The sequence below is a fragment of the Acidovorax sp. SRI_002 genome (assembly GCF_057586455.1).
Window position 1 is genome coordinate 533,144 of record NZ_JBYCZW010000003.1, and the last position, 26,392, is coordinate 559,535.

Below are 26,392 nucleotides of genomic sequence, written 5' to 3' on the forward strand. Positions count from 1 at the left end.
TCGGATCTATATGTTGCGGCATTGGCGGTGACCCATGAAACACTCAGACGACATCGTGAACCTCTTTCAGCAGTTTGGGGCCAAGGCAGACCCCTACCATGAGCTGGCCCGCAAGCAGGAGCACCAACTCTCCAACGAGCGCTGGCCCCTTGTCTCCGCCGTGCGCAATGCCGTGGCCGATGATGTGCCCTCGGTAGACCGAAGCGCCGGTACCGCTGCGGCGCCGCTTCCCCAGCAGGCTCAGGCTTCCGTTTCGGCGCGACCAGAGCCCGTTGTGGCAGTGCAGCGCACTGCACCCGTCGCCGCCGAGTTGCCCCGCCCGGTGGCCGCGCCCGCAGCAGTAGCGGCAGACCGTCTGCCGCCAGCGGCTGCGCTGGCCTCGCGTTCCCCCCTGGCGGGTCTTGCGGGCCTGCGTGGACAGGCTGCGCCGACTGTTGCTGAAGAGCAGGCCGTGCACCAGGAGTCCTTGCCGGTGGACCTCCCATCGGTTTTTGCGCGTCTGGCGGGTGCTCCCGTGGCCGCCGGCGCTGCGCCAGCGCCCGCCTGGCAGCCTCGCAAGGGCCACCTATGAAAGTGATTGCCATCGTTTCTGCCAAAGGTGGCGTGGGCAAGACGACCCTGACTGCCAACCTGGCCACCGCACTGCAGCGCGAAGGTGTTGCGACGTTGCTGGTGGTGGACATGGACCCCCAGAATGCGCTGGGCTTGCATTTCGGCGCCGATCCCCGTTCTCTGGCCGGCGTATCCCGCGCCAGCCTGGCAGGCGAAGACTGGGGCTCGGTCTGCGTGCAAAGCCCATCGGGTGTGCATGTGCTGCCCTATGGCGTGGTGAACGAGTCTGACCGCGTGGCTTTCGAGCGGCACCTGGACGCACACCCGAACTGGCTGGAGCAGCAATTGCAGGGCCTGGAACTGCCGGAGGATGCCGTGGTGCTGATCGACACGCCGCCGGGTCCTTCTGTTTATATGCAGCAGGCGCTGTCGGCGGCCCAGGTGGTGGTGGTGGTCAGCCTGCCCGATGCGGCATCTTATGCGGCGCTGGCCCTGATGCAGCGGCTGGTGCACACCTATTGCACACCGCGCCCTGATTTTTCCGAAACGCTGTACGTGCTCAATCAGGTGGACGGCGCGCGCCAGTTGTCCAAAGACATCACGCGTGTGATGCAGGACAACCTGGGTGAGCGTCTGGTGGGCGTGGTCCATGAAGACCAGGCGGTGCGCGAGGCGCTCGCCTACGACCAGAGCGTGCTGGAGTATGACCCCCAAGGCCAGGCGGCCGATGACCTGCGCAAGTGCGCGCGCGTCCTTGCGCAGCGCCTGCGACTGCCACTGGCTGGAGCCGCGCAATGAGTATCGACCAACGCCCGCAGGCCGACGAGGTAGCTGACGCCGATTCCCACAGTCCCCAGGCACACTGGCGCACCGTGGTGCATGCCATCACCGGGTGGGATCTGTGGCAGCACCCCGTAGCGCGTGTCGCGGCTGTGGTGTTCAGTGCCTTGCTGATGGGGTTGGTCATCAGCGTACCGCTGGATCTCCAGGGGCAGATTCTCTTTTCGGTGGGTTCGTTTGGTGCGGCCTTGCTGCTGAGCAGGACCCCCGGCCGCCTGTCCACGCTGGCAATGATCGTGCTGTCGATCTCGGCCTCGTCGCGTTACATCTACTGGCGTTTTACCGACACCATCGGCTTTACCAACTGGCTGGATGCGGCATTCGGCTATGGCCTGGTGCTGGCAGAGCTGTATGCCTTTGCGGTGCTGCTCATTGGCTACTTCCAGACGGCGTGGCCCCTGCAGCGCCGCCCGGTTCCCATGCCCCAGGACATCAGCACCTGGCCCAGCGTGGATGTGTTCATTCCGACCTACAACGAGCCGCTTGAAGTGGTGCGCCAGACGGTGTTCTCGGCCATGAGCCTGGACTGGCCCGCCGATCGCCTGCACGTGTATGTGCTCGACGACGGCCGCCGTCCCGAGTTCCGTGAGTTCTGCGAAGAGCTGGGCGTGGGCTACCTGATCCGCGACAACAACCACCACGCCAAGGCGGGCAACATCAACGCGGCGCTCAAAGTCACGAGTTCCGAATACATCGCCATCTTTGACTGCGACCACATCCCCACGCGTTCCTTCCTGCAGGTCTGCATGGGCTGGTTCTTCAAGGACACCAACCTGGTCATGCTGCAGACGCCGCACGTGTTCTTCTCACCCGATCCGTTTGAGCGCAACCTGGACACGTTCCACCGGATGCCCAACGAGGGCGAGTTGTTCTACGGCATCGTCCAGGACGGCAACGACCTCTGGAACGCGTCGTTCTTCTGCGGTTCTTGCGCCATCATCCGCCGCAAGGAGTTGCTGGAAGTGGGTGGCATTGCGGTAGAAACCGTGACCGAGGACGCCCACACGGCGCTCAAGCTCAGCCGCCTGGGCTACAACACGGCTTACCTCGAAGTGCCTCAGGCTGCGGGCCTGGCCACCGAGAGCCTTTCCGGCCACGTAGGCCAGCGCATTCGCTGGGCGCGGGGCATGGCGCAGATCGCGCGCACCGACAACCCGCTCTTTGGCAAGGGTCTCAAGTTCGGCCAGCGGCTGTGCTACCTGAATGCGATGCTGCATTTCTTCTACGGACTGCCGCGCCTGGTGTTTCTGACTGCACCGCTGGCCTACCTGTTCTTCGGGGCCCACGTGTTCCAGGCCACGGCGCTGATGATCACCGCCTATGCGCTGCCCCACCTGGCCCACGCCAGCGTGACCAACTCCCGCATCCAGGGGCGCTTTCGCCACTCGTTCTGGAATGAGGTGTACGAGTCGGTGCTGGCCTGGTACATCATGCGCCCGGTGATCGTTGCCTTCATCAACCCCAAGCTGGGCAAGTTCAACGTGACGGCCAAGGGGGGCGTGATCGAGAAAGCCTATTTCGACTGGACCATTGCACGGCCTTATGTGGTGCTGTTGGTGATCAATCTGGTGGGTTTTGCGGTGGGGATCTGGAAGCTGTTCTCCTCCGCAGGCGACGAAACCACCACGCTGGTCATCAACATGGTCTGGACCACCTACAACGTCATCCTGCTGGGCGCCAGTGTGGCGGTGGCCAGCGAGACGCGCCAGATCCGTGGCACACCGCGCGTGGCGGCTGCCCTGCCCGCTGTCATCCGCTTTGATAACGGCCGCACGCTGGTTTGCAAGACCGAAGATTTCTCGCAGCACGGGCTGGGCCTGTCCGTTCCGGCGGACAGCGACATTCCCATGGGCAGCCGCCTTTCCGTGTCGCTGTTCAGGTCCGACGAAGAAGGTGTTTTTCCGGCCGTTGTCACGTTCAGTGGCAAGGGGCGTCTGGGCGTGAAGTTCGACAACCTCAGTCTGCGCCAGCAGGCCGAACTGGCATCGCTGACCTTTGCACGGGCGGATGCCTGGATTGCCACTTGGGGCACGGGCCAGCGCGACAAGCCGCTGCGCTCGCTCTGGAGCGTGATTGCGATTGGAGTGCGCGGCATGGGACAACTGACCGTCTCCGCCGTCAAGTCCCTCAAGCCCCGTTAAGCCTTTCCCTGTTTCCAAAGACTCGACACCATGATTCCCAAAAGACATCCGACAGCGCGGCTGCCGCGCAAGCGCATGCTGCCTGCCATGCTGGCCTTGGTACTGACAGGGACGGCCGTGCCCGTATCCCAACTTGCTGCGGCCCCTGCACCAGCGGGCTTGGCTGGGGCGGAAATGCTGGCTGCGGCGCAACCGACCGAGAGTGGAGTGCGTGTACACCGCACCAGTTTCAAGGATCTGGGGGCCCTGTTTCCGCTGCAATTGCGGGGTGTGGACGGCACCAGCGGTGTGGCGTTCAGCGTGCGCAACGACGAAGTGGTCACAGGCGCGCGACTGAAGCTGAACTACTCCTACTCGCCCGCCCTGCTCCCCAACCTGTCCCATATCAAGGTGCTGGTGAACGAGCAGGTGGCCGCCACCATTCCGGTGACCACGCAGCAGGCGGGCGAAAACCTGCAGCGCGAGATCGTCATCCCGCCGCGCCTCATCACCGAGTTCAACCGGCTCAACCTGCAGCTCATCGGCCACTACACGATGGAGTGCGAAGACCCGCTGCACTCCAGCCTGTGGGCCAACGTCGGCAACGACAGCGTGCTGGAACTGACGGTGGCGCCCGTGGCCCAGACGAACGATCTGGCGCTGCTGCCGCAGCCTTTCTTTGATCGCCGGGATGTGCGCCCGCTGGAGCTGCCGATGGTGTTCGGCGCAGTGCCCAACACGGGCACCTTGCAGGCCGCAGGCACGATGTCATCCTGGTTTGGCGCGCTGGCGGGTTTCCGGGGAGCGAGGTTCCCGTCACTGGTGGGTGAACTCCCCGCGCGCGGCAACGCGGTGGTGATGGTCGCTGGCAAGGCGCAAGCGCCCGCCGGGCTGACCCTGCCAGACATCCAGGGCCCCACCGTGGCCGTGGTGAGCCACCCGGCAGACCGTCATGGCAAGCTGCTGCTGGTCATGGGGCGGGACGAGGCCGAGCTTGGCGTTGCCGCCAAGGCACTGGCCATCGGTTCCTCGGCCCTGTCCGGCCCGCTGGCACGGATCACCGAGGTCACGGAACTCAAGCCCCGCAAGCCGTACGACGCGCCCAACTGGCTGTCCAATGACCGGCCCGTGAAATTTGGTGAACTGGTCGAGGCCGATGCACTCAACGTGTCCGGTTACTCGCCAGACCTGATCCGCCTGAACTTCTTCCTGCCGCCCGACCTGTTCGCATGGCGCCAGAAGGGCATCCCGGTGGACCTGCGGTATCGCTATACCCCGCGCCCGAACCCGGACAAGTCCACCCTCAACATCAATGTGAACCAGCAGTTCCTGCGTTCGTTGCCCCTGCACGCAGTGAATCATGAAGAACCCGGCGCTTTGGACCGCCTGCTGACCAAGGTGGTGCCCAAGGGCGAGATGGCGCCGGAGCGCGAGACTTTCCACATCCCGCTGTTCAAGCTGCCCGCCCAGTCGCAGCTGCAGATGCATTACTACTATGACGTGGTCAAGCAGGGCGCCTGCAAGGACGTGCCACTCGACAACGTCCGGGGCTCTGTCGAGGCCGATTCGACCATCGACATCTCCGGTTTTCCGCATTTCATCGCCATGCCGGATCTGGCGGCCTTTGGCAATGCAGGGTTCCCGTTCACACGCATGGCAGACCTTTCTGAATCTGCGGTGGTGATGCCCGACAAGCCGGGTGCGCAGGAGTACGCGGCCTATCTGGGCCTGATGGGTGTCATGGGGCGTGTCACGGGATACCCTGCCCTGGGCGTGACCGTGGCGCAGGCCCAGCAGGTGGAGCGGCTTGCCGACAAGGACCTGCTGGTCATTGCCTCCGGCGGCAACCAGCCCCTGCTCAAGCAATGGGCCAGTTCCATTCCGGCCCTCCTGCAGGGCGAAACCAAGAGTTTCCAGATGTCGGATTTCGCCAACCGCCTGCTGCGCTGGTGGGGCTTTGGCGAGGACTCCAGCGTGCACGCACGGCGCAGCCAGGTTGCGTTTTCCAGCGACAGCACCGATGCTCTGGTGGCAGGTTTTGAATCGCCTTTGCGCGGAGGCCGCAGTGTGGTGCTCGTTGCCAGCAACCAGCCTGCAGGTCTGTCGCAAGTGATGGATGCACTGCTGGATGCCGAAATGCTCAAACACGTGCAGGGCAGCACCACGGTCATCCGGGGCAAGCAGGTGGACAGCCTGGTGGCCGAGAAAAACTACCATGTGGGTCAGTTGGGCCCCTTGCTGTATACCCAGTGGTTTCTTTCGCGCAACCCGCTGTTGCTGATTGTCCTGGGCGTGTCGGCGGCGGTGCTGATAGCGATCATCATGTACCTGTCGCTGAGAGCGCGCGCACGGGCCCGGCTGAAGCAAAAAGGCTGAGGCGGTGCAAAGCACGCCCGGCTGTTTCTGAATCACGCAACACATTCCCGGCACCTCGGTGGCCGGGAGCCTCGCAGGGAGAAGGAAGGCATGTCCTCCAAACGTCGTCGTCATCAAACACTTGCCATGGGGCTGCTGGCCTCGCTGATGGCCCCCGTTGCCTGGGCGCAGACTGGGGCCGAGCAGACCCTGCTGGACCAGGGGCAGTACTGGCAGGAGCGCGGCGACACGGAGCGCGCGGGTGAGGCATGGCAGAAGCTGCTGCGCATCAACCCCCAGAACGCCCAGGCCCTCTATGGGATGGCGTTGGTGGAGCTCAACGCCCGCCGCCCCGAGGGCGCCCAGCGCTACCTGAACCAGTTGCAGGCAGCCCATCCGCGCAGCCCGCTGGTCAGCCGGTTGCAGGAATCCATCCGCACGGGCCGCAGCGCACCCCAGATCGAAACTGCGCGCCAGCAGGCCCGCAGCGGGCAGGCCAGCCAGGCCTTGAGCACCTACCAGGCGGCACTGGGAGACCGCGCTCCCACCGGCCCCCTGGCGCTGGAGTACTACCAGACGCTGGGCGCCACAGCAGGCGGCTGGGACGAGGCCCGCCGGGGTCTGAACCGCCTGGCGCAGGAATCGCCCGAAGACCCGCAGATTGCGCTGGCCCTGGCGCAACACCTGACCTACCGCGAATCCACGCGCCGCGAAGGCATCGCCCAGCTGGCGCGGCTGGCCGGGCGCCCCGATGTGGGCAAGGCGGCGACGGAAAGCTGGCGCAAGGCGCTGGCCTGGACGGGCAATCGTTCGGCCGACATCCCGCTGTACCAGGAATTCCTGCGCGCCAATCCCGGAGACACGGCCGTGCAGACGCGCCTGGTGCAGGCCCAGAACCTGCAAAAACAGTCCCAGGCAGCTTCCGTCCGGACGGCCGACCCGCTGCGCCAGCGGACGACAGCAGGGTTCCAGGCCCTGGACGATGGCGAGCTGGATGCTGCAGAGGCCGCATTTCTGAACGTGCTCGAATCCCGTCCCACCGACGGCGATGCGCTGGGTGGCCTGGGCATTCTGCGTTTGCGCCAGGAACGGTTTGCCGACGCGCGCGGGCTGCTGGAGCGGGCCTCGCGTGCGGGCTCGGCCAGCCGCTGGAAACAGGCGCTCGACAGCGCCACCTACTGGAGCCTGGTCGAGCAGGCCACCTCCGAACGCGAACGCGGCGAGACAGCGGCAGCGCGGCGTTCGCTGGAGCAGGCTGTGCGGCTGAATCCGGCCGAAGTCACGGCCGAAACCGACCTGGCAGACCTGTTGGTCGAAGATGGCCAGTACGACGCCGCCGAGGCGGCCTACCGCCGTGTGCTCGCGCGCCAGGCCGACAACCCCGACGCGGTGCGGGGACTCGTGGGCGTGCTGGCGCAGAACAACAAGGCGGCCGAAGCCCTGGCGCTGGTGGAAAAGCTGTCACCCTCGCAGCAAGAAAAGGTGGGAGCCCTGGGGCGCCTGCGTGCTGCGCAGGCATTGGGCCAGGCCCGCGCAGCGACGGAGCGTGGCGATACCGCCGCCGCCCGCGCAGCGCTGGAAGATGCCCTGCTGAACGATCCGGCCAGCCCCTGGGTGCGGCTGGACCTTGCCCGCCTGTACCTGCGCATGGGCGCGGTGGCCGAGGCGCGGGGCGTGATGGACGGACTGCTGCTGTCCAACCCCAACATGCCCGAGGCCCTGTATGCCAGCGCCCTGCTCGCCTCGGAAGCCGGCGACTGGCCCAACGCCCTGGCCCTGCTGGACCGCGTTCCAGAAAAGCACCGCACCCGTGACATCGCCGCGCTGCAAAAGCGGGTGTGGGTGCATGTGCAGGCATCGGCTGCGTCGGCGTTGGCGGCCGAAGGTCGCCAGACGGAAGCCCTGGCCACCCTGGCCCAGGCCGAGTCCTTTGCCACCCAAGACCCCGAATTACTGGGCGCCATGGCCTTGGCCTACGCGGACGCTGGCGATCCGCAGCGCGCACTCGGCATGGTGCGCCAGGTGCTGGCGCGCACCCCCCGGCCCGATGTCGGCCTGCGCCTGCAGTACGCAGCCACCTTGCTCAAGACCCAGCAGGATGTGGAGCTGGCGGGCATCCTGCGGCAGCTGCAGACGGCCCCGATGAATGACCGCGAGCGCAAGAGTTTCAGCGACATCCGCCGCGCCTACATCGTGCGCCAGGCCGATGGCCTGCGCGAGGCGGGCGACCTGGTCGCGGCCTACGACACGCTCGTTCCCTTGCTGGCCGAGCAGCCCGACGAGCCCCTGGCCATGGCGGCACTGGCCCGCATGTACGCGGCCAACAACGACTATGCCCAGGCGCAGGCGCTGTATGCGCGGCTGCTGGAAAAGTCTCCCAATGACGTGCCCCTCATCCTGCAGACCGCAGCCATGGCCACGGGCGCCAAGGACTATGGCTATGCGGAGTCGCTGCTGTCCGTGGCGCTTGCGCGCGCTCCGCGTGATCCCGAAGTGCTGACGGCCGCTGGTCGGTTGTACCGGGCGCAGGGCAAGAATTCCAAGGCCACCGAGTTCTTCACGGCTGCCGTTGCTGCCGAAAACGCGCAGCGCGATGCCGTGCTGGCGGCCAGTGGCGTGGCGGCGGGGCCTGCACGTTCGGGCAATCCATTTGCCCAGCGCGCGGCGTTGCAGCAGCGTGCCGGGGGCGGCCTGTCAGTGCCTGGTGCCGCAGCCGTCGCACGGTCGCCGGTGGGCTACACCCCCCAGCAGTACGCGCCCCAGCCAGTAGCGCGCAGCAACAACGCACCTGCAGGCCTCTACATTCCCGACCCGGCCGGTGCAAGCCGCTTTGGCACGGCGCCGCAGGCCTATGCGCAGGCCGCTCCCATGACGCCCGCCAGTTACTACCCCGAAGCGTCCAGCCCGGTGGCGGCGGCTGACACGGCGGCTTCGACCAGCGCTGCGCGGCGCAACGCGGCGGCACTGCCTTCTTCGACCCCACGGTCGGTGGGTGCCACTGCGGCGGCGCCGGCCATGGCACCTGTGTACGTGCCGCCTGCACAACCCATGCAGCCGATGGGCGCTCCGGCCCCGGCTGCGGCGGGCTACTACACGCCTGCACAGGCCTACGGTGGTGGGTATGCGGGCGGCGCCCAGTCCTTGCCTGCGCAACGCGCAATGCCTGCTCCTGCAGCACCTTCTGCCTGGTCCACGGCGGGGCTGGGCAACGTGCCCGACCCCACGCGGCCCCGCACGGCCCGCGACGAGCTGCGCGAAGTGCAGCAAAGCCAGATTTCTTCGTTCTCCGTGGGCGCAGTTGCGCGCGCACGGCAGGGCGAGGCGGGCATGAGCCAGCTATCCGAGATCGAAGCGCCCGTGCAGCTCAAGATGAGCGTGGGTGACGGTCACCTGCTGCTGGGCGTAACGCCCACGGGCGCCAGCGCAGGTTCGCCCGGCTCGCCCTACGGCACCATCAGCCGCTTTGGTGGTGGTCCGGTCACGGCCCTGGCCATGCCCGAACGCGGTGCGGGCTCGCAAAGCGACAGCGGCGTCGGCCTGAGCGTAGGCTATGAAAGCGGAGGCTTCCGGGCAGACATCGGCAGCACGCCGCTGGGCTTCGGCCAGTCCGATGTGACGGCAGGCGCGAGATACCGCACAGCCCTCACCGACGACCTGACCGTGGCCGTGGACCTCTCGCGCCGCCCGGTGACCGACAGCCTGCTGTCGTTTGCCGGTGTCCGTGATGCCCGGACCGGCGACCGTTGGGGCGGCGTGTCCGCTTCCGGGGGCCGCGTTGATCTGACCTGGGACGATGGTGAACTGGGGATCTATGGGTACGGTTCGCTGCATGGCCTGACCGGTACCCGCGTGCGCAGCAATGCGCGGGCCGAGCTGGGTGGCGGGATGTACTGGCATGTGCACCGCACATCGAACGCCGACCTCACGGCGGGCCTGAGCTTTACGGGGCTGTCGTACCAGCGCAACCTGCGCTACTTCACGGTGGGCCACGGTGGCTATTTCAGTCCCCAGCAGTTCGTGTCCTTTGGCATTCCCGTCGAATGGGCGCAGCGCAATGGCCGCCTGTCCTACCAGCTCAAGGGCTCGGTAGGCGTGCAGTATTTCAAGGAAGATGCGGCGCCGTACTTCCCCAACAGCCCATCGCGGCAGGTGTCTGCCGTCCAGGCAGCGGCCGACGCGCTGGCCTTTGGCGAAACGGGCGCCACGGCCATCTACCCCGGCCAGTCCCGCACGGGCCTGGGCTACAACCTGGGTGCGGCCATGGAATACCAGATGCATCCGCAGGTGTTCGTGGGTGGACACCTGTCGCTCAACAACGCACGCAACTACCGCGAGTTCGCGGGTGGCCTGTATGTGCGCTATGCCTTCCAGCCCTACAACGGCCTGCAGGCGTTCCCGGTGAACCCGCTGCGATCACCGTATAGCTACTGAACTTTTCCAGGGCGCTCACCCGCTCTCTGCAAGCCACAAAAAGGCCCGTCGCACGTGAAGTGCGACGGGCCTTTTTTATGGGCAACCCGCTTGTGGCGGGAGCACTGTCTGCGTGCCACATGGCGCTTGCGCGGGGTGAAGGCGCTGTAAGCCCAGGCCCATGGGCCGATCACGGGGGCACCGCAGTGATTGCCCGGTTGCAGCACCCCCCGCCTAGCGCGAGGGGTGCTCCCTGCCGTTACGGCGTGGTCTGCTTGGCGCCCACAAACACGGTGTGGGCACGTGTGCCAGCCACGGACAACCCGGCAGTCAGAATGCGCAGGCCAATGACCTTGCCATTCGCATCGAACTGTGCCGATGCCGAGCCGGACTGCGGCGGGCCTGAGGACAGGCCGCAGGTGATGGGTGCGTTGGGGCTGTTGAGGTAGCCGAATGCCTCGACGCGGTACAGGTTCAGACCACTGCCCAGTTCGCCCAGGAGCTTGCCCGCCACTTCACAGCCGCTGGTGGTCAGGCCCGTGATGGCGCCATCGGCAAACACCGTCAGCGTTGTGGTGTCGCCACCAAAACCCGTGCCAGCCATCTTGTAGGTACCAACGATCAGAGCCGCGTTGGGCACCTTGCCGGAGGGCAGGGCGTACAGCGGGTCGGGCGTCACGCTGAAGCGGGTGGGGAAACCGCCTGGCTGCGTTGGGTAGCTGAAGCTGCCGCTGAACAGGCCGGCGGTGCTGGTGCCATCGCCACTTTGGAGCGTGCCGTCGATCAGCACGGACTCGTTGTAGGCGCCCGTGTTGGCCAGCAGGCGGTTGAAGAACACGCCATCGTTGGCCGTCACAAAACGGTTGTTCGTGACGTTGTTCTCGTAGCGGATAAGGCGGCCATACAGCGCGTTGTGGTCCAGGCTGCTGTTGGTGTAGAAGAACAGGCCGCCGTCCGGCAGCACGCTGCCCCAGACGGTCGTATCGCCAATCACGCCTGCAGGCAGCGTGAAGGAGCCCTGCCAGTTGCCTGCCACCGACAACGGCGTGGTGGAAGGCGGCACGGTGGTGCGGGGGTCGGCAATGCCGTTGAGGGTGAAGGTGTTGTTCGGGCCCGTCGCATTGCGCGTGAACACCCAGATGCCGTTGGGCACCCCTGCCGCATCAAACCGCAGCACGGCGATGCCGGATTGCTGCGTGCCGCTGGCCTCGCAGGAGGTGGTGTCGCCCGACAGATTGAGCGTCATCGAATACAGCGGGGAGTCTGCGGCGCGTGGCGTGGCCGTGCCCGTGACCAGGCAGCCGCCGATACGGCCCGAGAGCTGGCCCTGTGGGGTGACGGTGAGTACCCATCCACCGCCAAACAGGCCGGTACCCCGGTAGGTGCCCTCGACCAGGCTCGCGCGTGCGGGGTGGAAGTTCAGGCTGCTGTACGAGAGCTTGATCGGCACCACCGCGCCGGACGCAGCCGCCGTCTGCACCGGGTCGGAGTAATTGCCGCTGATGCCGTCGGTGCGGCCGATCTTGCCGCTGTTCGATGCCGTGCCACGCAGCGTCAGGCCCGTGGCAAATTTGCCGTCCTGGACCGAGTAGTACGTGACGCCAGTGGCCAGCACTGCCGTGACGTTGACATTCAGGCGCCCGTAAAACGCATCAAAGCCCGCTGCGCCCGGGGCCTCGCGTGCCATGTAGAACTCGCCCCCGGTGCCCAGCGGGCCGGGATCGATGTAGCCCACCACCTGCCGCTGCGCAGCGCCGGTGCCCACCGTGCCCTCCCACACACCGCCGGGGTATTGCTGTACGCCAGGGGCGGGGCCCACGTCTTCGCCGTCGGACGAGCCGCCGCCGCAACTGGCGAGCAGGGCCGCACAGGTCAAGGATAGCCAGAAGTATTTGCGCATGATGGACAGAAAGAGGATCAGTGGGTAATGGGGAGTCGTCGAGATGCCGCCGTGGCGCGCGAGGCGTTATCGACGGGCCAGCGAGCGCGCACTGGTGCATGCTGGCTGTCTTGCTGTTTCTAATTGTGCCAGCAGCGGGCGCAAGGGACGACAGGAAAATGGCATGCCGGAGTTGGGCGGCGGGCTGTGGGGCTGCGGTGCGCCCACGGGGAATGCGACCTCGGATGTCGGCTGGGCCACGCCTGTCAGGTGCACCTGAATGCATTTGCGATCAGTTGCTATCAATAATATAGCTATTGCCGCTTGTTCATCAAGCGCTAGAGCCTGATTTTTCTTGGATTTAGCCTGCTGCAAAGAAAAGGGCCGACACCTTTGCAGGAGCCGGCCCTTGCCACAGCACGGGGCTTCGAGGATGGCGGCTCAGTCGTCGTTGGTCGCCAGGCTGATCAGGATGCGCAGCACGTACCAGAGCATCAGCGCGATCGATGCAAACAGGTGCAGCGCAGCGCCCGCAGGGCGGTCGGCGGGGTAGTCGTGGATGATGCGCGAAGTGTCGTACAGCACGCAGGCGCCGGCAAACAGCACCATGATCCCCGAGAACCAGATGCCCAGCTTGAAGCCAAAGATGGCGCCGGCAATGATGGTGCCCAGGGCCACCAGGCCGCCCACCTTCAGGATGCCCCCCAGGAACGAGAAGTTGGTCTTGGTGGTGAACGCCGTCCAGGTGAGCGCGCCCACCAGCAGCAGCGTGATGAAGGCCGCAGCGCCAATGGCACCGGGGGCCACGATCTGGGCGATGCCGAACATCGGCGCGAAGATCAGGCCTTCGGCCAGCACATACAGGCCCAGGCCCATCAGCTGTGTTTGCGAGCTCTCTGCGTTGTCGGCCATGTACGAGGCCAGCCAGCCCACCAGCATGAACGCGCCCATGACGCCCAGCCACAGGAACTTGTTGCCGCTGGCCAGCAGCATCTTGGCCGCTGTGCCGGAAAATCCGGTCGCCATCAGGACGGCGGAAAGCACCACGAAGGCCAGCATGGCCACACCGAGGTGCTTGTAGGTAGCAACGATGAAATCGCGCCGTTCAAACGGTGCGCCTTCCGGCGTCGAAGGGGTCAGGACATTGGGATTCATGGCGTATTCCTCGCTCTGTGTGTTGGTTGTGAAATCACGGGAGGGGCGCACCAGGCGCCTCCTCCCTCCCTCTCTGTGAAAAATTCTCAGGCCGCGCTGAGTTGCTGGCTGGAGTCCGCTGCACGCAGCCTGCGGTTGGACCACACACCGGCGGCGCCGATCAGCGTCAGCAGGATCGCGAAGATCCAGGTGCCAGCGCCGCTGAAGGACCTGGCGGAGGACGCTGCCTCGGCCTGCAGGCGCTGCCTGGTGGTCTCATAGCTGATCACGGGCTTGCCATCGACCGCCACTTCGTACACCAGGTCGTTGTCGCTCTTGTCCACCAAAGCGGTGATCTTTTCGTCGATCAGGTTGCCCACCAGTTCCTGGGGTGTGCTGTAGTCGATGCGCAGCTTGCGGGCCTCGGCGCCTGCGCCATCGGGCTGGACGCTGATTTCGTAGAACTGCTTGGTAGCGCGGCGCTTGCGCTTGACAGTGACCTCCGAAGCCTGCGTCACCGTGCCTGTCACGGTCTGCAGGCTTTCCCGCGCTGCGTAGGCATGGTCGCCATCGGCCTTCCAGCCGCTGTACAGCGACAGGCCGATCAGGCCAGGCCCGGCCAGTAGCAGCAGCCACGCGTAACCGGTGATGAAAATCAAAATCTTGCGAACAAAGCCTGGCATGGCTATCCCTCTCTTGTGCTGTTGAATGTTGTTGTGACTAACCAAAAATTGCTGGCGGCACCGCAGGCCAGCCGCCAACAAGCGCCCGATGATCTTCGAGTTGGGCGCAACCGGTGTAAGAAAGTGTTGGCGCCGTTGTCCCCGTGCCGCACTGGACAAACTGAGGGGGTGGGGAGGGCGCTGGCCGTTGTAGAAGAAGCGCCGCGTGCCGTTGCCTCAGCCTCTCAGCGCTTCTTGACCATCATGCGGGCGCAAAAAAAGGCCCGCAGCGTCTGTGCTGCGGGCCTTTTTGCAAAAGCTGGAAAGCGCGGCTTTTAGAAGGGGATGTCGTCATCCATGTCGTCAAACCCCGAAGCTGCGCGGGGTGGCTGTGCCACGGGCGCAGGCGCAGGGCGCTGGGCAGGGGCCGCCATGGGGCGTGGTGGGGGCGCGGCGCGGCGGGGGGCCTGGTCGTAGCCGCCGCCCTGGTCGCCACCGCCGTAGCCGCCATCGTCGTATCCGCCGCCTTGCTGGCCACCACCCTGGCCGCCGCCCATGCCCTGGCGGCTGCCCAGCATCTGCATCTGGTCAGCACGGATTTCGGTGCTGTACTTTTCCACGCCGCTCTGGTCGGTCCACTTGCGGGTGCGCAGGCTGCCTTCCACGTACACCTGCGAGCCCTTGCGCAGGTACTGGCCAGCGATCTCGGCGAGGCGGCCGTTGAAGACCACGCGGTGCCACTCGGTGGCTTCCTTCATTTCGCCAGACTGCTTGTCTTTCCACTTGTCGGTGGTGGCAATCGTCACGTTGGCCACCTGATCGCCACTGGGGAAAGTGCGCATTTCAGGGTCGCGGCCCAGGTTGCCGACGATGATGACTTTGTTTACGGATGCCATGGTGCTGTTTTTGCCTTAAAGGGATGAAAGAAGCGCCGGATTTGGAGAAGGATTCCGGGCGCCAAACGCGCCATTGTGCCGCAACCGGCTCGCAATGGAAGCTCTGGCGGCATGGCTCGATCCACCACTCAGTGGCCGCCGCGCCCCACGGGCCGCAGGGGCCAGGTCAGTACCAGCCACAGGGCCGTGAGCACGGTGGTGGCGGCAAACAGGCCCGGCGCGCCGGCCCATTTCACCAGGGCGCCGCCCAGCGCGCCGCCCGCAAACAGGCCCAGCGATTGCAGCGTGTTGTAGCTGCCCAGCGCCGCGCCGCGCAGCTGCGGCGGCGCCATGCGCGACACCAGGCTGGGCTGGCTGGCCTCCAGCGCGTTGAATCCGCAGAAAAACACAAACAGCAACGGCCCCAGCACCCACAGTGTGGGTGTGCTGCCGCTGCCCGCCAGCAGGCCCAGGCCTGCCTGCACCAGCAGCACCAGTGCGATGGCACCCAGCAGGGCGGCGCGCAGGCGGCCCGCGCGCTCCAGCGCAAAGAGCCCGCCCATGGCCGCAAACGAGAGCACCACCGCAGGCAGGTAGACCTGCCAGTGGTGGTCTTTGGAAAGGCCCGCCTGCACCAGCATGGCCGGCACGGCCACCCACATGGACAACTGCACGGTGTGCAGAACGAAAACCCCCAGGTTCAGGCGCAGCAGGTCGGGGTGGGCCCACACATCGGCCAGGCGGCCCCGGGGCGCATTCTGGTGCTGCGCGGTTTCTGCAGGCACCCACCAGATCACCACCGCCACGCCCGCCAGCGCCAGGGCGCAGGTCAGGCCAAACAGGCCCGTCAGCCCGATGTGGGCTGTCAGCACCGGTGCGGCCACCAGCGCGACGGCAAACATCAGTCCGATGCTGCCGCCCACCAGCGCCATGGCCTTGGTGCGCACGGCATCACGCGTCTGGTCGGCCAGCAGGGCGGTCACGGCGGCCGATACGGCCCCGGCGCCCTGCAGCGCGCGGCCCACCAGCAGTCCCGTGAGCGAATCGGCCAGCGCGGCCAGCAGGCTGCCCGCCGCAAACACCAGCAGGCCCAGCACGATCACGCGCTTGCGCCCAAACCGGTCGGAGGCCATGCCCAGCGGCAACTGCAGCACGGCTTGCGTCAGGCCGTAGATGCCCATGGCAAGCCCCACCAGCGCGGGGTCATCCCCACCGGGGTATTTGCGGGCCTCCAGCGCAAACACGGGCAACACCAGGAACAGGCCCAGCATGCGCAGCGCAAAGATCAGCGCCAGGCTGAGGCTGGAGCGGCGCTCCTGCGGGGTCATGGCGTTGCCGGAAGGCGATGGCGACAGGGGCGGTGGGGCAGCGCCCGCAAGTGAAGAAGGAGAATCCGGCACGGTGGTGCCCTATGGGGCAGGTAAAGCAGGGATTTTCGCCCATTGGGCAGGAGTTGTGATTCGCGTGGGCATGTGCGGGGCGTGGCACGGCCAGCAAGGCATGGCTGACCGGCCCAAAGGCTCACAGCAAAGCGCAGAGCCGCTGCACGCATTCCTGGGGCGTGAGCTGGGCTGTGGGCAGCACCAGCTCGGCGGCCAGCGGTGGCTCGTAGGGCGAATCAATGCCCGTGAACTGGCGCAACTCGCCCGTGCGGGCCTTGCGGTACAGGCCTTTGGGGTCGCGCTCTTCGGCGAGTGCCAGCGGCACATCGACAAACACTTCCAGGAAGTCGCCTGGGGCAAACAGTTCCCGGGCCGCCTGGCGTTCTGCACGAAAGGGCGAAATGAAAGCCACCACCACGATCACGCCCGCGTCCACAAACAGGCGGGCCACTTGTGCGACACGCCGGATGTTCTCTGCCCGGTCCGCGTCCGAAAACCCCAGATCCCGGTTCAGCCCCTGGCGGATGTTGTCGCCGTCCAGGATGTAGGTGCGTTTGCCCTGGCGATTCAGTTCCCGCTCCAGCGCATTGGCAATGGTCGATTTGCCCGCACCCGACAGGCCGGTGAGCCAGACCACCCGGCCGGGGTGGCCTCCCAGCTGCTCGCGCTCCGCACGGGTCACGGTCAGCGCCTGGGCATGGACATGGGGGACGTGGGGTGGTGTGGGGTCGGTCACTTTGGCGTTGGCAAATGAATGTGGCGTGCAATGGTACTGGCATGGCAGCAGCTGCAACACAGGGCATGGGGCTTGACCTATCATGGTCGGTTTCCCTGCTGTTTCCCCACTCCGTGACCGACTCCCATTCCCCCACCGATGCCCAAGCTGCCGACAGCAGCGGCCTTTACCTCGCCCGCGCCCTGCGTGAGCAGCGCATCAGCATCCGGGGGGCGCGCACGCACAACCTCAAGAACATCGACCTCGACATCCCGCGCAACCAGCTGGTGGTGATCACCGGGCTGTCGGGCTCGGGCAAGTCCAGCCTGGCGTTCGACACGCTGTATGCCGAGGGCCAGCGGCGCTATGTGGAGAGCCTGTCGGCCTATGCGCGGCAGTTCCTGGGGCGGCTGGACAAGCCCGATGTCGACCTGATCGAAGGCCTTTCGCCCGCGATTTCCATCGAGCAGAAGGCCACCAGCCACAACCCGCGCTCCACCGTGGGCACGGTGACCGAGATCCACGACTACCTGCGTCTGCTGTACGCCCGCGCTGGCACGCCGTATTGCCCCGACCACAACCTGCCGCTGGCCGCGCAAACGGTGAGCCAGATGGTGGATGCCGTGCTGGCCCTGCCCGAAGACACCAAGCTCATGCTGCTGGCGCCCGTGGCGCGCGAGAAGAAGGGCGAGTTCACCGAGCTGTTCGCACAGATGCAGGCGCTGGGCTACGTCCGCTTTCGGGTGGATGGCCAGATCTACGAGCACGAGAACCTGCCCGCGCTCAAGAAAACCGAGAAGCACAACATCGACGTGGTGATCGACCGCATCAAGGTGCGCGCCGACCTGCAGCAGCGCCTGGCCGAGAGCATCGAGGCGGTGCTGCGCGTGGGCGGGCATGAGGGCAATGGCCGCGTGCTGGCGCTGGAGATGGACACGGGGCAAGAGCACCTGTTCAGCAGCAAGTTCGCCTGCCCCGTCTGCAGCTATTCGCTGCCGGAGCTGGAGCCGCGCCTGTTCTCGTTCAACTCGCCCATGGGCGCATGCCCGGCCTGTGACGGCATTGGCCAGCGTGATGTGTTCGACCCGGCGCGTGTGGTGGCCTTCCCCACGCTGAGCCTGGCCAGCGGCGCCATCAAGGGCTGGGACCGGCGCAACGGCTACTACTTTGCGATGCTCGAGAGCCTGGCCAAGCACTACGCGTTTGACATCGAGGCGCCGTTCGAGTCGCTGCCCGCGCCGGTGCAGCACGCCATCCTGCACGGCTCGGGCGAGGAAGAAATCGCCTTCAGCTACATCATGGACAGCGGTGCCTCCAAGGGCAAGGTGTATGCCAAGAAGCACCCGTTCGAGGGCATCATCCCCAACATGTCCCGGCGCTACCGCGAGACCGATTCGGTGGTGGTGCGCGAGGACCTCGCGCGCTTTCGCAGCACCCAGCCCTGCCCCGAATGCCACGGCACGCGCCTGCGCCGCGAAGCCCGCCACGTGCGGCTGGGCGAGGGCGAGCAGGCCCGCGCCATCTTTGAAGTGAGCCACGCCACGCTGAGCGATGCCCATGCCTGGTTCAAGGCCCTGCAACTCACGGGCGCCAAGGCCGAGATCGCCGACAAGGTCGTGCGCGAGATCGCCACGCGCCTGCAGTTCCTGAACGACGTGGGCCTGAGCTACCTGAGCCTGGACCGCAGCGCCGAGACCCTCTCCGGGGGCGAGGCGCAGCGCATCCGCCTGGCCTCGCAAATTGGATCGGGCCTGACGGGCGTGATGTACGTGCTGGACGAGCCCAGCATCGGCCTGCACCAGCGCGACAACGACCGCCTGATCGCCACGCTCAAACACCTGCGCGACATCGGCAACAGCGTGATCGTGGTCGAGCACGACGAAGACATGATGCGCGCCGCCGACCATGTGATCGACATGGGCCCCGGTGCGGGCGTGCACGGCGGGCGCGTGATGGCGCAGGGCACGTACGACGAAGTGCGTGGCAACACACAGTCGCTCACGGGCCAGTACCTGTCGGGCGTGCGCTCGATTGCCGTGCCCCCGCGCCGCACGCCCTGGCTGCCGGTGCTCGAGCAGGCTGCACCCGTGGTGGAGGCCAAGGCCAAGTCGCGCTTTCCGCAGACCGAAGCCAGCAAACGCCGCGCCGAACGCATGGCCGAGCACCACGCACGCCAGGGCGCCCTGCAGGCGCTGCGGGTGGCAGGCGCCACGGGCAACAACCTGAAGGGTGTGACGGTGGACTTCCCCGTGGGCCTGCTCACCTGCGTGACGGGCGTGTCGGGCTCGGGCAAGAGCACGCTGGTCAACGACACGCTGTACGCCGCCGTGGCCCGCCAGCTGTACCGCGCGCACGAAGAGCCTGCCGCGCACGACGAGATCGTGGGCATCGAGTACTTCGACAAGGTCATCAACGTCGACCAGAGCCCCATTGGCCGCACGCCGCGCAGCAACCCCGCCACCTACACCGGCCTGTTCACCCCCATCCGCGAGCTGATGGCCGAGGTCAATACCGCCAAGGAGCGCGGCTATGGCCCCGGGCGCTTTTCCTTCAACGTGGCCGGAGGCCGCTGCGAGGCCTGCCAGGGCGATGGCGTGGTGAAGGTGGAGATGCACTTCTTGCCCGACGTGTACGTGCCCTGCGACATCTGCCACGGCCAGCGCTACAACCGCGAGACGCTGGAAGTGCTGTGGAAGGGCAAGAACATCGCGCAGATCCTGGAATTGACGGTGGAAGACGCCGCCGCCTTCTTCAAGGACGTACCGACCATCGCGCGCAAGCTGCAGACGCTGCTGGATGTGGGCCTGTCGTACATCCGCCTGGGCCAGGCGGCCACCACGCTCTCCGGTGGCGAGGCGCAGCGCGTGAAGCTGGCGCAGGAGCTTTCCAAGCGCGACACCGGCCGCACGCTCTACATCCTGGACGAGCCCACCACGGGCCTGCACTTTGCCGACATCGACCTGCTGCTCAAGGTGCTGCACCAGCTGCGCGACGCGGGCAACACCATCGTCATCATCGAGCACAACCTCGACGTGATCAAAACCGCCGATTGGCTCATCGACATGGGGCCGGAGGGTGGTGCGGGCGGTGGCACCGTGGTGGGCGTGGGCACGCCGGAGGAGTTGGCGGCCAACCCGGCCAGCCATACGGGGCGGTATCTGGTGCCCTACCTGCAGGCGAAATATGAATGAAAATGGCTGCTAGCGCTTGTCTATAAAGCGCTAGCAGCTATTGATTCAGTATCAAATTGCCGCTGCATCACTGCAAGCGACGGGCCACCTCAGCGTCCAGCGATCCCATGAAGGCCTCCACCGCGCGGGTGTAGTCGCTGTCCAGGCCCAGTTGGGCGTTGATTTCGCCATGGTCCAGGTCCTGCGGCAACACCTCGGCGCGGCCGCCCTGGTTGCGCACGTGGCGGGCCATGGCATCGGATTGCTGGCAGGGGTCGTCCGCACGCTGGGTGGAGCACACCATCTGCATCGGCGGAGCGCCCGCCGTCCACTGGTGGAAGGGCGACATCGCTACCCAATAAGCAGGGTCAGTGCCAAAGGCGTCGTCGTACAGCGGAAGGTGCGGGGCGCGCATGCGGGCGGGCACGTTCATCATGGCGCTGTCCAGCGAGACCGTGCCCAGCCACGGCCAGGCGCCTTCGCGCAGTGCCTGCGGGGCGCTGGCATTGAGCAGGGCCACCAGGTGGGCCCCGGCCGAGTGCCCCATGAGGATGAAGCGGCTCGGGTCTCCCCCCCAGGTGCCCGCGCGCTGCTGCGCGGCCATGAGGGCGGCCTGCACATCGCGCTCCTGCACGGCCACGGGCGCGTCGGGCAGCATGCGGTAATTGATGGAGATGAGGATGAAGCCCTTGGGCACCCAGCGGTTCACCTTCTCCTGCACCACGCGGCCCATGGCCTTGTCGCCATGCCGCCAGCCGCCGCCATGCACCATGAAGATGACCGGCGCGCGCACCGCGCTGGCTACCAGGCTGTTGGTGCCTGTGGTGGGGCTGGTGGGTACATACACGTCCATGCGCTGTGCCGGGTCGGTGCCGTAGGGCACATCGGCGATGCGCTGCACGCCTGCAGACAGGGCTGCCGGTGCGGCGGCTGCCTGCTTTTGTGCGATGAGAGCGCGCAGGCGGCCGCCGTTGTGCGTGGTGGTCTGGGCCTGCACGCTGGCGGTGGCCAGCGTGAGCGCGGCGAGGGTGGTCAAGGTGAGGGTGCGGCGCAGGGACATGGCAAGGCTCCTGAGGTCAAAGGGGGCAATCGATGGCTGGGTCCAGACGGTGTTAAGGCCGCGTCGGACAAGCCATGGCCGTGCCGCTCGCGTCATAGCAGGTGGCACTGCGGCTCAAGCCGCTGTCCTTGCTGTAGCTGCTCTGCGTCTGCACGCTGTTGCCGGTGGCCGCACTGGTGGCGGTGGTGCTGCGGGCCTGCTCCACGCTGCCGTCGGCATTGCGGCTCGCCCCGCCGCTGCTGTGCAGGCTGCCCTGGGCATTCTGGGCGGACACCGTGCCGCTGTGGCTGGCGCTGCCGTCAACACTGCGGGTGGTGCTGCCCTGGCGTGCGGCCACCCCGCCCTGCGCGCCCACGGTGGCGCCACGGCGGGTCACGCTGCCGTTGCCCTGCCCATCGGTGGTGGCGGTGCGGCCGCGCAGCATCGCACCATTCGGGCCGCTGCGCGCCACGCCGGTGTGGGCGGTGGTACTGCCATCGGCGTTGTGTTCCACGCTCCGGCGGGTGCGGGCCTGCGCTTCGGTGGGGGCTGCCAGCGCCAGCACGGCGCTCAGCCCCAGGGTGGCGAGGGCGGGTAACACGAGCACACCCGCTGCCAGCGCGGGGCTGGGTAGCAGGTCGTTGTCAGCGGGGTGGGGCAGCAAAGGCATGGTGGTCAACTCCTTGGGGTTTGCCTTGGGGTGTGGCATGGCTGTACTGTGGGTCCCGGGTGTGAGCCATTGATGGCAGAAATCCGCCGATGTATGACAAACCATGACAAACGACGGCGGCTCCGTCATGCCTTGTCATGGCTGGGGGTGCATGGCGCGCCGTACCGTCCAAGTAGCGCCTACCATTGCCACCACGCCGCCTTCACTTGCCACGTTGCTCCCTGCCCCATGACCGACCCCCTGGCCAAAATCCTGGTCGCTGATGACGAGCCCGACCTGCGTGCCCTGCTGCAGCGCTACCTCAGCGACCAGGGCTACACCGTGCGCACGGTCGATGGCGCGGGCCCGCTCGACGTGCTGCTGCAGCGCGAGCGCTTCGATGTGCTGGTGCTCGACGTGATGATGCCGGGCGAGGACGGCCTGGCCATCTGCCGCCGCCTGCGTGCGCAGGGCGAGACCATTCCCATCCTCATGCTCACCGCGCGCGGCGACCCGGTGGACCGCATCGTGGGGCTGGAGATGGGCGCCGACGACTACCTGCCCAAGCCCTTCAACCCGCGCGAGCTGCTGGCCCGCATCCAGGCCATGGTGCGGCGCCAGCGTGTGCTGGGCGCCCACACCGGGCCGCGCCAGGCGGGTGGGCGCATTGTGTTTGGCGCGTTCACGCTGTGGCTGGACGAGCGCCGGCTGGAGCGCAACGACGGGAACGACGGCCACGGTGCGCAGGACGTGCCCCTGACCACCGGCGAATTCGCGCTGCTGCAGGCGCTGGCCCGGCAGCCACACCGACCGCTCGGGCGCGACCGGCTTATCGCGCTGGCCTACGGGCCCGACCACACCGTCACCGACCGCAGCATCGACGTGCAGGTGATGCGCCTGCGCAAGCTCATCGAGGCCGACCCGGCCCAGCCGCGCCACATCCGCACCGTATGGGGCGTGGGCTATGTGTTTGTGCCCGATGGCACTGCGCCGGGCGGGGGGCGCCAGCCATGATGGCCTTCGCAACCACCCGCCGCTGGGGGCTCTGGCCGCGCAGCCTGCTCGGGCGCAACCTGCTGCTGATGGCCGTGCTCATCGTGCTGGGGCAGCTGGTGGCGGCGGTGTTGGTGCGGCAGATGATCTTCAAGCCCCGTGTGGCGCAGGTGGCCGATGGCGTGGCGCGCAACGTGACTGCGCTGCGGGCCGGGCTGCAGGCGCTGCCTCCGGCGCAGCGCGTGGCGTTTGTGGAGGCGTTCAACCGGCAGGCCGCGCAGGCCACACCGCCCGCTCTGCCAGAAAGCGCAGCGCGGCGCGGTCTGCTGTCGCCCTTGGAGCGGCAGTTTGTGCAGGCGGTGTCGCGCCGCCTGGGGGCGGGCGATGCTGAAACACAACCCCCGCAACCTGTGTGGCGCCGCGACAGCACCGGGGTGCTGGCCTTGCGCATGGTGCACGAGGGCACTGACTACTGGCTCAACCTCCCCAGCGTATTCCCCACCCGTGAGTTCACCGGCGCCTGGCTGGCCGCCACGCTGGCCAGCATGCTGCTGGCGCTGCTGGGCGCGTGGTGGCTGCAGCGCCACATCAACCGCCCGCTGGTGCAGGTGGTGGGCGCGGCGCAGCAACTGGCGCAAGGCCAGCCGCCCGCAACCCTGCCGGATGATGGGCCCGAAGAAATCGCCACCGTGGCGCGCAGCTTCAACCAGATGGCACAGAGCCTGGCCACCGCCGACCACGAGCGCGCCCTGATGCTGGCCGGTGTGTCGCACGACCTGCGCACGCCGCTGACCAAGCTGCGCCTGGGGGTGGAGATTGCCGGCGCGCAGGTCGATGCGCCGCTGGCGGCCAGCATGGCGCGCAGCATCGACGAGATGGATGGCATCGTGGGCCAGTTCCTGCAGTTCGCACGCAGCGGTGAGGCCGAGGCGCCCACCACCGCATCGCTCAACGACCTGGCCCAGGCCGTGGCCGAGGCGCAGGCCGACCATGGCCGCGCGCTGGTGCTGGAACTGGGGGCCCTGCCCGACGTGCCCGTGCGCCCCCAGGCCCTGCGCCGCGCGCTGGACAACCTGGTGGAAAACGCCTGGCGCCACGGTGCGCCGCCGGTGGTGCTGCGCACAGGGGCAGACGCCACCCAGGTATGGCTGGAGGTGCAGGACCAGGGCCCCGGCATCACCGCCGAAGAGATCGACCGCATGCGCCAGCCTTTTGCACGTGGCGGCGGCACGGCGCGTGCGGGCGCACCGGGGGCCGGGCTCGGGCTGGCGATTGCCGAGCGCGTGGCGCGCGCCCAGGGGGGTGCGCTGGAGTTGCACAGCGCCCCCGGCCAGGGGCTGCGCGCGCGGCTGGTGCTACCGCAGACGGGGCCGGGTGGTGAGCCTGCGACGGCGTGAACGGATGCGCAACGGTGGAGCGAGCGGGCTGCCCGGTCCATCCACCGCTCCGCGCAGCGCCGCGGAGCCACGGGGGGCGCAGAATTTGAATAAAAGTTGCCGCTAGCGCTTGTTGGATAAGCGCTGATAGCTATTGAATTCGTAGCGAATTTGTGGGGCGTGGTGCCCTGTGCTGGCCCTGGCCTTCGTCCCCCAGACGGAACACCGACACCACCTGCACCAGGTCTTCGGCCTGGTTCTGCAGGCTGCTGGCGGCGGCGGCCATTTCCTCGACCAGGGCGGCGTTTTGCTGCGTGACCTGGTCCATCTGCGTCACGGCCTCGCCCACCTGGGCCACGCCCAGCGATTGTTCGTGGCTGGCCGCACTGATCTCGCCCACGATGTCGGTCACGCGGCGGATGGACGCCACCACCTCGGTCATGGTGCTGCCCGCGCGGTCCACCAGGGCGGTGCCTTGTTCCACGCGCTCCACGCTGGCACTGATGAGGGCCTTGATCTCGCGCGCGGCCTCGGCACTGCGTCCGGCCAGGCTGCGCACTTCGCTGGCCACCACCGCAAAGCCCCGGCCCTGCTCGCCCGCGCGGGCCGCCTCCACAGCGGCGTTCAGGGCGAGGATATTGGTCTGGAAGGCGATGGAGTCGATCACGCCGATGATGTCCGAGATCTTCTGCGACGCGGCGTTGATGCCCTGCATGGTGTTGACCACCTGGGCCACGACCTCGCCGCCCTGGGTGGCCACGGTGCTCGCGCTCGCGGCCAGCTGGCTGGCCTGCTGGGCGCTGTCGGCGTTCTGGCGCACGGTGGCGTTGAGCTGCTCCATCGAGGCGGCGGTTTCTTCGAGCGCACTGGCCTGGCTTTCGGTGCGGGCCGAGAGGTCGGTATTGCCCTGGGCAATCTGCACGCTGGCCGTGGCCACGTTTTCAGAACCGTTGCGCACCTGGCGGACCACCTGCGTGAGCTGGCTGCGCATCTGCTGCAGCGCTTGCAGCAGCTGGCCGACTTCGTTGGTGCCGTGGGCCAGCGGGGCGCCGCTCAGGTCACCCTGCGCCACGGCGCGTGACAGCGCCACGGCCTGCGACAGCGGCACCGTCATCGAGCGCACAAACACCAGCGCCATGCCGCTGGTGGCCGAGAGCGTGATGACCAGCGCCAGAGCCACCCACAGCAGCCCCCGTTGCAGGTCGGACACCCGGGCCTGCAGCGCCTGGTCCAGGCTGGCCAAGGACAGGTTGTTGAGCGCGTTCAGCGCTTCGATGGTGCGGGTGAAGGCGTCGAAATAGTCCTTGGACGCAAGCTGCAGTTCGGTGGCGTTGATCACGTCGCGTTCGGCCATCTGCAGCGATTGCTGGATCTGGCCCTGCACGGCCTGCGCGCTGCTGCCCAGGGCGCGTTGGAGATCGGGGTTGCCTTGCAGGGCGCGGTCCAGCCCCCGGAAGGTGTCGGCCTGCAGCTCGGCCACACGCTGCTGCAGCACCAGCAATTGGCCCTTGCCCTGGGGCGTCAGCTCGCGTTTGCCCAGGGCGCTGGCGCCTTGCGCGCGCAGCATGCCCAGCTTTTCGCCCAGCATGGGCGCCTGCACCAGCGAGGCCTGGATCAGCGCGTGCGTGTCGGCGTCGGGGTCGATCTGCAGGCCATAGGCATGCAGCAAGGATTCGTTGAGCTGCAGCAGCGACGCGATGAGCTGCGTGTGCTGCGCCGTGCTCTGGGCCTGCTCGATGCTGCGTGCGGCCACGGCCTGCTCCAGCGTGCGCCAGGTCTGCTGGGCCTGGGTCCAGGCGGCCATCTGGGTGGCGGGCACCTTGGCGGCCGCAAAGCGGGTGGTGGCCTCGTCCAGCGCCGCGTTGACGGCATCGCGCGCAGCGGGGCGGCGTGCTGCCAGGGTTTCGTCGCCGCCCAGCATGCCCACCGACAGGCCCCGGTGCACCTGCATCTGCTGCACAAGGCGGGTGAGTGCCTGCGCAGGGACCATGCCCTGCGCCTCGTGGCGCGCATGGCCAATGGCGTGCAGCGCATCGCGCACCGTCAGGTAGGTGGGCAGCGCACTCATCATGAGCCCGAGTGTCCCCAGGATGAGGAATTTTTCGAGCAGGTTCAAGCGGTGAAGAAGGGACATGGCAGTAGGCGCACGGTGGGTGTGTGCGCAAAAGGGTAGACCTCAGGGGGCGGGGTGTCGGCACCCGCCGACTGGGATGCGGCCCTCCATCAGGCCGCGCGGGATGT

17 protein-coding genes are annotated in these 26,392 nt (G+C 67.2%); 8 read left to right on the plus strand and 9 right to left on the minus strand.

Annotation, left to right across the window (positions count from 1 at the left end):
- Nucleotides 1-34: 34 nt before the first annotated feature.
- The 5 genes from bcsP to AC2YJX_RS10650 all read left to right on the plus strand — a co-directional run bounded on the left by bcsP (nucleotide 35) and on the right by AC2YJX_RS10650 (nucleotide 10,298).
- Nucleotides 35-571 (plus strand): cellulose biosynthesis protein BcsP, encoded by a 537-nt coding sequence (gene bcsP / locus AC2YJX_RS10630; protein WP_121508143.1) that lies wholly within the window; start codon nucleotides 35-37, stop codon nucleotides 569-571.
- On the plus strand, nucleotides 568-1,350 hold the full coding sequence (gene bcsQ, locus AC2YJX_RS10635) for a cellulose biosynthesis protein BcsQ (protein ID WP_055400301.1): 783 nt from the start codon (nucleotides 568-570) through the stop codon (nucleotides 1,348-1,350). The genes bcsP and bcsQ overlap by 4 nt, the downstream gene beginning before the upstream one ends.
- Nucleotides 1,347-3,533, plus strand: a complete 2,187-nt coding sequence (gene bcsA / locus AC2YJX_RS10640; protein ID WP_055400303.1) for a UDP-forming cellulose synthase catalytic subunit — start codon at nucleotides 1,347-1,349, stop codon at nucleotides 3,531-3,533. The genes bcsQ and bcsA overlap by 4 nt, the downstream gene beginning before the upstream one ends.
- Before the next feature lie 30 nt (nucleotides 3,534-3,563).
- Nucleotides 3,564-5,888: a cellulose biosynthesis cyclic di-GMP-binding regulatory protein BcsB gene (gene bcsB / locus AC2YJX_RS10645; RefSeq protein ID WP_218300808.1), complete on the plus strand. Its 2,325-nt coding sequence runs from the start codon at nucleotides 3,564-3,566 to the stop codon at nucleotides 5,886-5,888.
- Nucleotides 5,889-5,978: 90 nt separating this feature from the next.
- Nucleotides 5,979-10,298 (plus strand): cellulose synthase subunit BcsC-related outer membrane protein, encoded by a 4,320-nt coding sequence (locus tag AC2YJX_RS10650; RefSeq protein ID WP_487256018.1) that lies wholly within the window; start codon nucleotides 5,979-5,981, stop codon nucleotides 10,296-10,298.
- Between the two features lie 238 nt (nucleotides 10,299-10,536).
- On the opposite strand, the gene AC2YJX_RS10655 is transcribed toward AC2YJX_RS10650, so the two are convergent.
- From AC2YJX_RS10655 to cysC, 6 genes are all read right to left on the minus strand, one after another.
- A complete protein-coding gene (locus tag AC2YJX_RS10655; RefSeq protein ID WP_228897149.1) occupies nucleotides 10,537-12,177 on the minus strand; it encodes a hypothetical protein in 1,641 nt (546 codons plus the stop codon).
- A 420-nt stretch (nucleotides 12,178-12,597) separates the two neighbouring features.
- Nucleotides 12,598-13,311 carry a Bax inhibitor-1/YccA family protein gene (locus AC2YJX_RS10660; protein WP_436129387.1) on the minus strand — a complete coding sequence of 238 codons (714 nt, stop codon included), beginning with the start codon at nucleotides 13,309-13,311 and terminating at the stop codon, nucleotides 12,598-12,600.
- Between the two features lie 86 nt (nucleotides 13,312-13,397).
- Nucleotides 13,398-13,973 (minus strand): hypothetical protein, encoded by a 576-nt coding sequence (locus AC2YJX_RS10665; protein WP_431151245.1) that lies wholly within the window; start codon nucleotides 13,971-13,973, stop codon nucleotides 13,398-13,400.
- 314 nt (nucleotides 13,974-14,287) lie between these two features.
- Nucleotides 14,288-14,848 carry a single-stranded DNA-binding protein gene (ssb, locus tag AC2YJX_RS10670; protein ID WP_055400317.1) on the minus strand — a complete coding sequence of 187 codons (561 nt, stop codon included), beginning with the start codon at nucleotides 14,846-14,848 and terminating at the stop codon, nucleotides 14,288-14,290.
- Nucleotides 14,849-14,976: 128 nt separating this feature from the next.
- On the minus strand, nucleotides 14,977-16,155 hold the full coding sequence (locus AC2YJX_RS10675; RefSeq protein WP_487256102.1) for an MFS transporter: 1,179 nt from the start codon (nucleotides 16,153-16,155) through the stop codon (nucleotides 14,977-14,979).
- Between the two features lie 193 nt (nucleotides 16,156-16,348).
- Nucleotides 16,349-16,945, minus strand: coding sequence for an adenylyl-sulfate kinase (cysC, locus tag AC2YJX_RS10680; protein WP_487256019.1), 597 nt, complete (start codon nucleotides 16,943-16,945; stop codon nucleotides 16,349-16,351).
- Between the two features lie 113 nt (nucleotides 16,946-17,058).
- Between cysC and uvrA the strand changes: the two genes are divergently transcribed.
- A complete protein-coding gene (gene uvrA, locus AC2YJX_RS10685) occupies nucleotides 17,059-20,115 on the plus strand; it encodes an excinuclease ABC subunit UvrA (RefSeq protein WP_487256020.1) in 3,057 nt (1,018 codons plus the stop codon).
- 67 nt (nucleotides 20,116-20,182) lie between these two features.
- Here uvrA and AC2YJX_RS10690 read toward each other — a convergent pair whose 3' ends face one another.
- Entirely contained in the window at nucleotides 20,183-21,154 is a 972-nt protein-coding gene (locus AC2YJX_RS10690; protein ID WP_487256021.1) for an alpha/beta hydrolase, read from the minus strand.
- A gap of 52 nt (nucleotides 21,155-21,206) precedes the next feature.
- A complete protein-coding gene (locus AC2YJX_RS10695) occupies nucleotides 21,207-21,842 on the minus strand; it encodes a hypothetical protein (protein ID WP_487256022.1) in 636 nt (211 codons plus the stop codon).
- 189 nt (nucleotides 21,843-22,031) lie between these two features.
- Between AC2YJX_RS10695 and AC2YJX_RS10700 the strand changes: the two genes are divergently transcribed.
- Nucleotides 22,032-22,796 carry a response regulator gene (locus AC2YJX_RS10700; protein WP_487256023.1) on the plus strand — a complete coding sequence of 255 codons (765 nt, stop codon included), beginning with the start codon at nucleotides 22,032-22,034 and terminating at the stop codon, nucleotides 22,794-22,796.
- On the plus strand, nucleotides 22,793-24,172 hold the full coding sequence (locus tag AC2YJX_RS10705) for an ATP-binding protein (RefSeq protein ID WP_487256024.1): 1,380 nt from the start codon (nucleotides 22,793-22,795) through the stop codon (nucleotides 24,170-24,172). The genes AC2YJX_RS10700 and AC2YJX_RS10705 overlap by 4 nt, the downstream gene beginning before the upstream one ends.
- A 130-nt stretch (nucleotides 24,173-24,302) precedes the next feature.
- On the opposite strand, the gene AC2YJX_RS10710 is transcribed toward AC2YJX_RS10705, so the two are convergent.
- Nucleotides 24,303-26,285, minus strand: a complete 1,983-nt coding sequence (locus AC2YJX_RS10710) for a methyl-accepting chemotaxis protein (protein WP_487256025.1) — start codon at nucleotides 26,283-26,285, stop codon at nucleotides 24,303-24,305.
- Nucleotides 26,286-26,392: the final 107 nt, after the last annotated feature.

What these genes read in the sequence shown, in the direction of transcription:
- bcsP (WP_121508143.1), top strand. Translation starts at nt 35, where the DNA reads ATGAAACACTCAGACGACATCGTGAACCTCTTTCAGCAGTTTGGGGCC.
- bcsQ (WP_055400301.1), top strand. Translation starts at nt 568, where the DNA reads ATGAAAGTGATTGCCATCGTTTCTGCCAAAGGTGGCGTGGGCAAGACG.
- bcsA (WP_055400303.1), top strand. Translation starts at nt 1,347, where the DNA reads ATGAGTATCGACCAACGCCCGCAGGCCGACGAGGTAGCTGACGCCGAT.
- bcsB (WP_218300808.1), top strand. Translation starts at nt 3,564, where the DNA reads ATGATTCCCAAAAGACATCCGACAGCGCGGCTGCCGCGCAAGCGCATG.
- AC2YJX_RS10650 (WP_487256018.1), top strand. Translation starts at nt 5,979, where the DNA reads ATGTCCTCCAAACGTCGTCGTCATCAAACACTTGCCATGGGGCTGCTG.
- AC2YJX_RS10655 (WP_228897149.1), bottom strand. Translation starts at nt 12,177, where the DNA reads ATGCGCAAATACTTCTGGCTATCCTTGACCTGTGCGGCCCTGCTCGCC.
- AC2YJX_RS10660 (WP_436129387.1), bottom strand. Translation starts at nt 13,311, where the DNA reads ATGAATCCCAATGTCCTGACCCCTTCGACGCCGGAAGGCGCACCGTTT.
- AC2YJX_RS10665 (WP_431151245.1), bottom strand. Translation starts at nt 13,973, where the DNA reads ATGCCAGGCTTTGTTCGCAAGATTTTGATTTTCATCACCGGTTACGCG.
- ssb (WP_055400317.1), bottom strand. Translation starts at nt 14,848, where the DNA reads ATGGCATCCGTAAACAAAGTCATCATCGTCGGCAACCTGGGCCGCGAC.
- AC2YJX_RS10675 (WP_487256102.1), bottom strand. Translation starts at nt 16,155, where the DNA reads ATGACCCCGCAGGAGCGCCGCTCCAGCCTCAGCCTGGCGCTGATCTTT.
- AC2YJX_RS10690 (WP_487256021.1), bottom strand. Translation starts at nt 21,154, where the DNA reads ATGTCCCTGCGCCGCACCCTCACCTTGACCACCCTCGCCGCGCTCACG.
- AC2YJX_RS10695 (WP_487256022.1), bottom strand. Translation starts at nt 21,842, where the DNA reads ATGCCACACCCCAAGGCAAACCCCAAGGAGTTGACCACCATGCCTTTG.
- AC2YJX_RS10700 (WP_487256023.1), top strand. Translation starts at nt 22,032, where the DNA reads ATGACCGACCCCCTGGCCAAAATCCTGGTCGCTGATGACGAGCCCGAC.
- AC2YJX_RS10705 (WP_487256024.1), top strand. Translation starts at nt 22,793, where the DNA reads ATGATGGCCTTCGCAACCACCCGCCGCTGGGGGCTCTGGCCGCGCAGC.
- AC2YJX_RS10710 (WP_487256025.1), bottom strand. Translation starts at nt 26,285, where the DNA reads ATGTCCCTTCTTCACCGCTTGAACCTGCTCGAAAAATTCCTCATCCTG.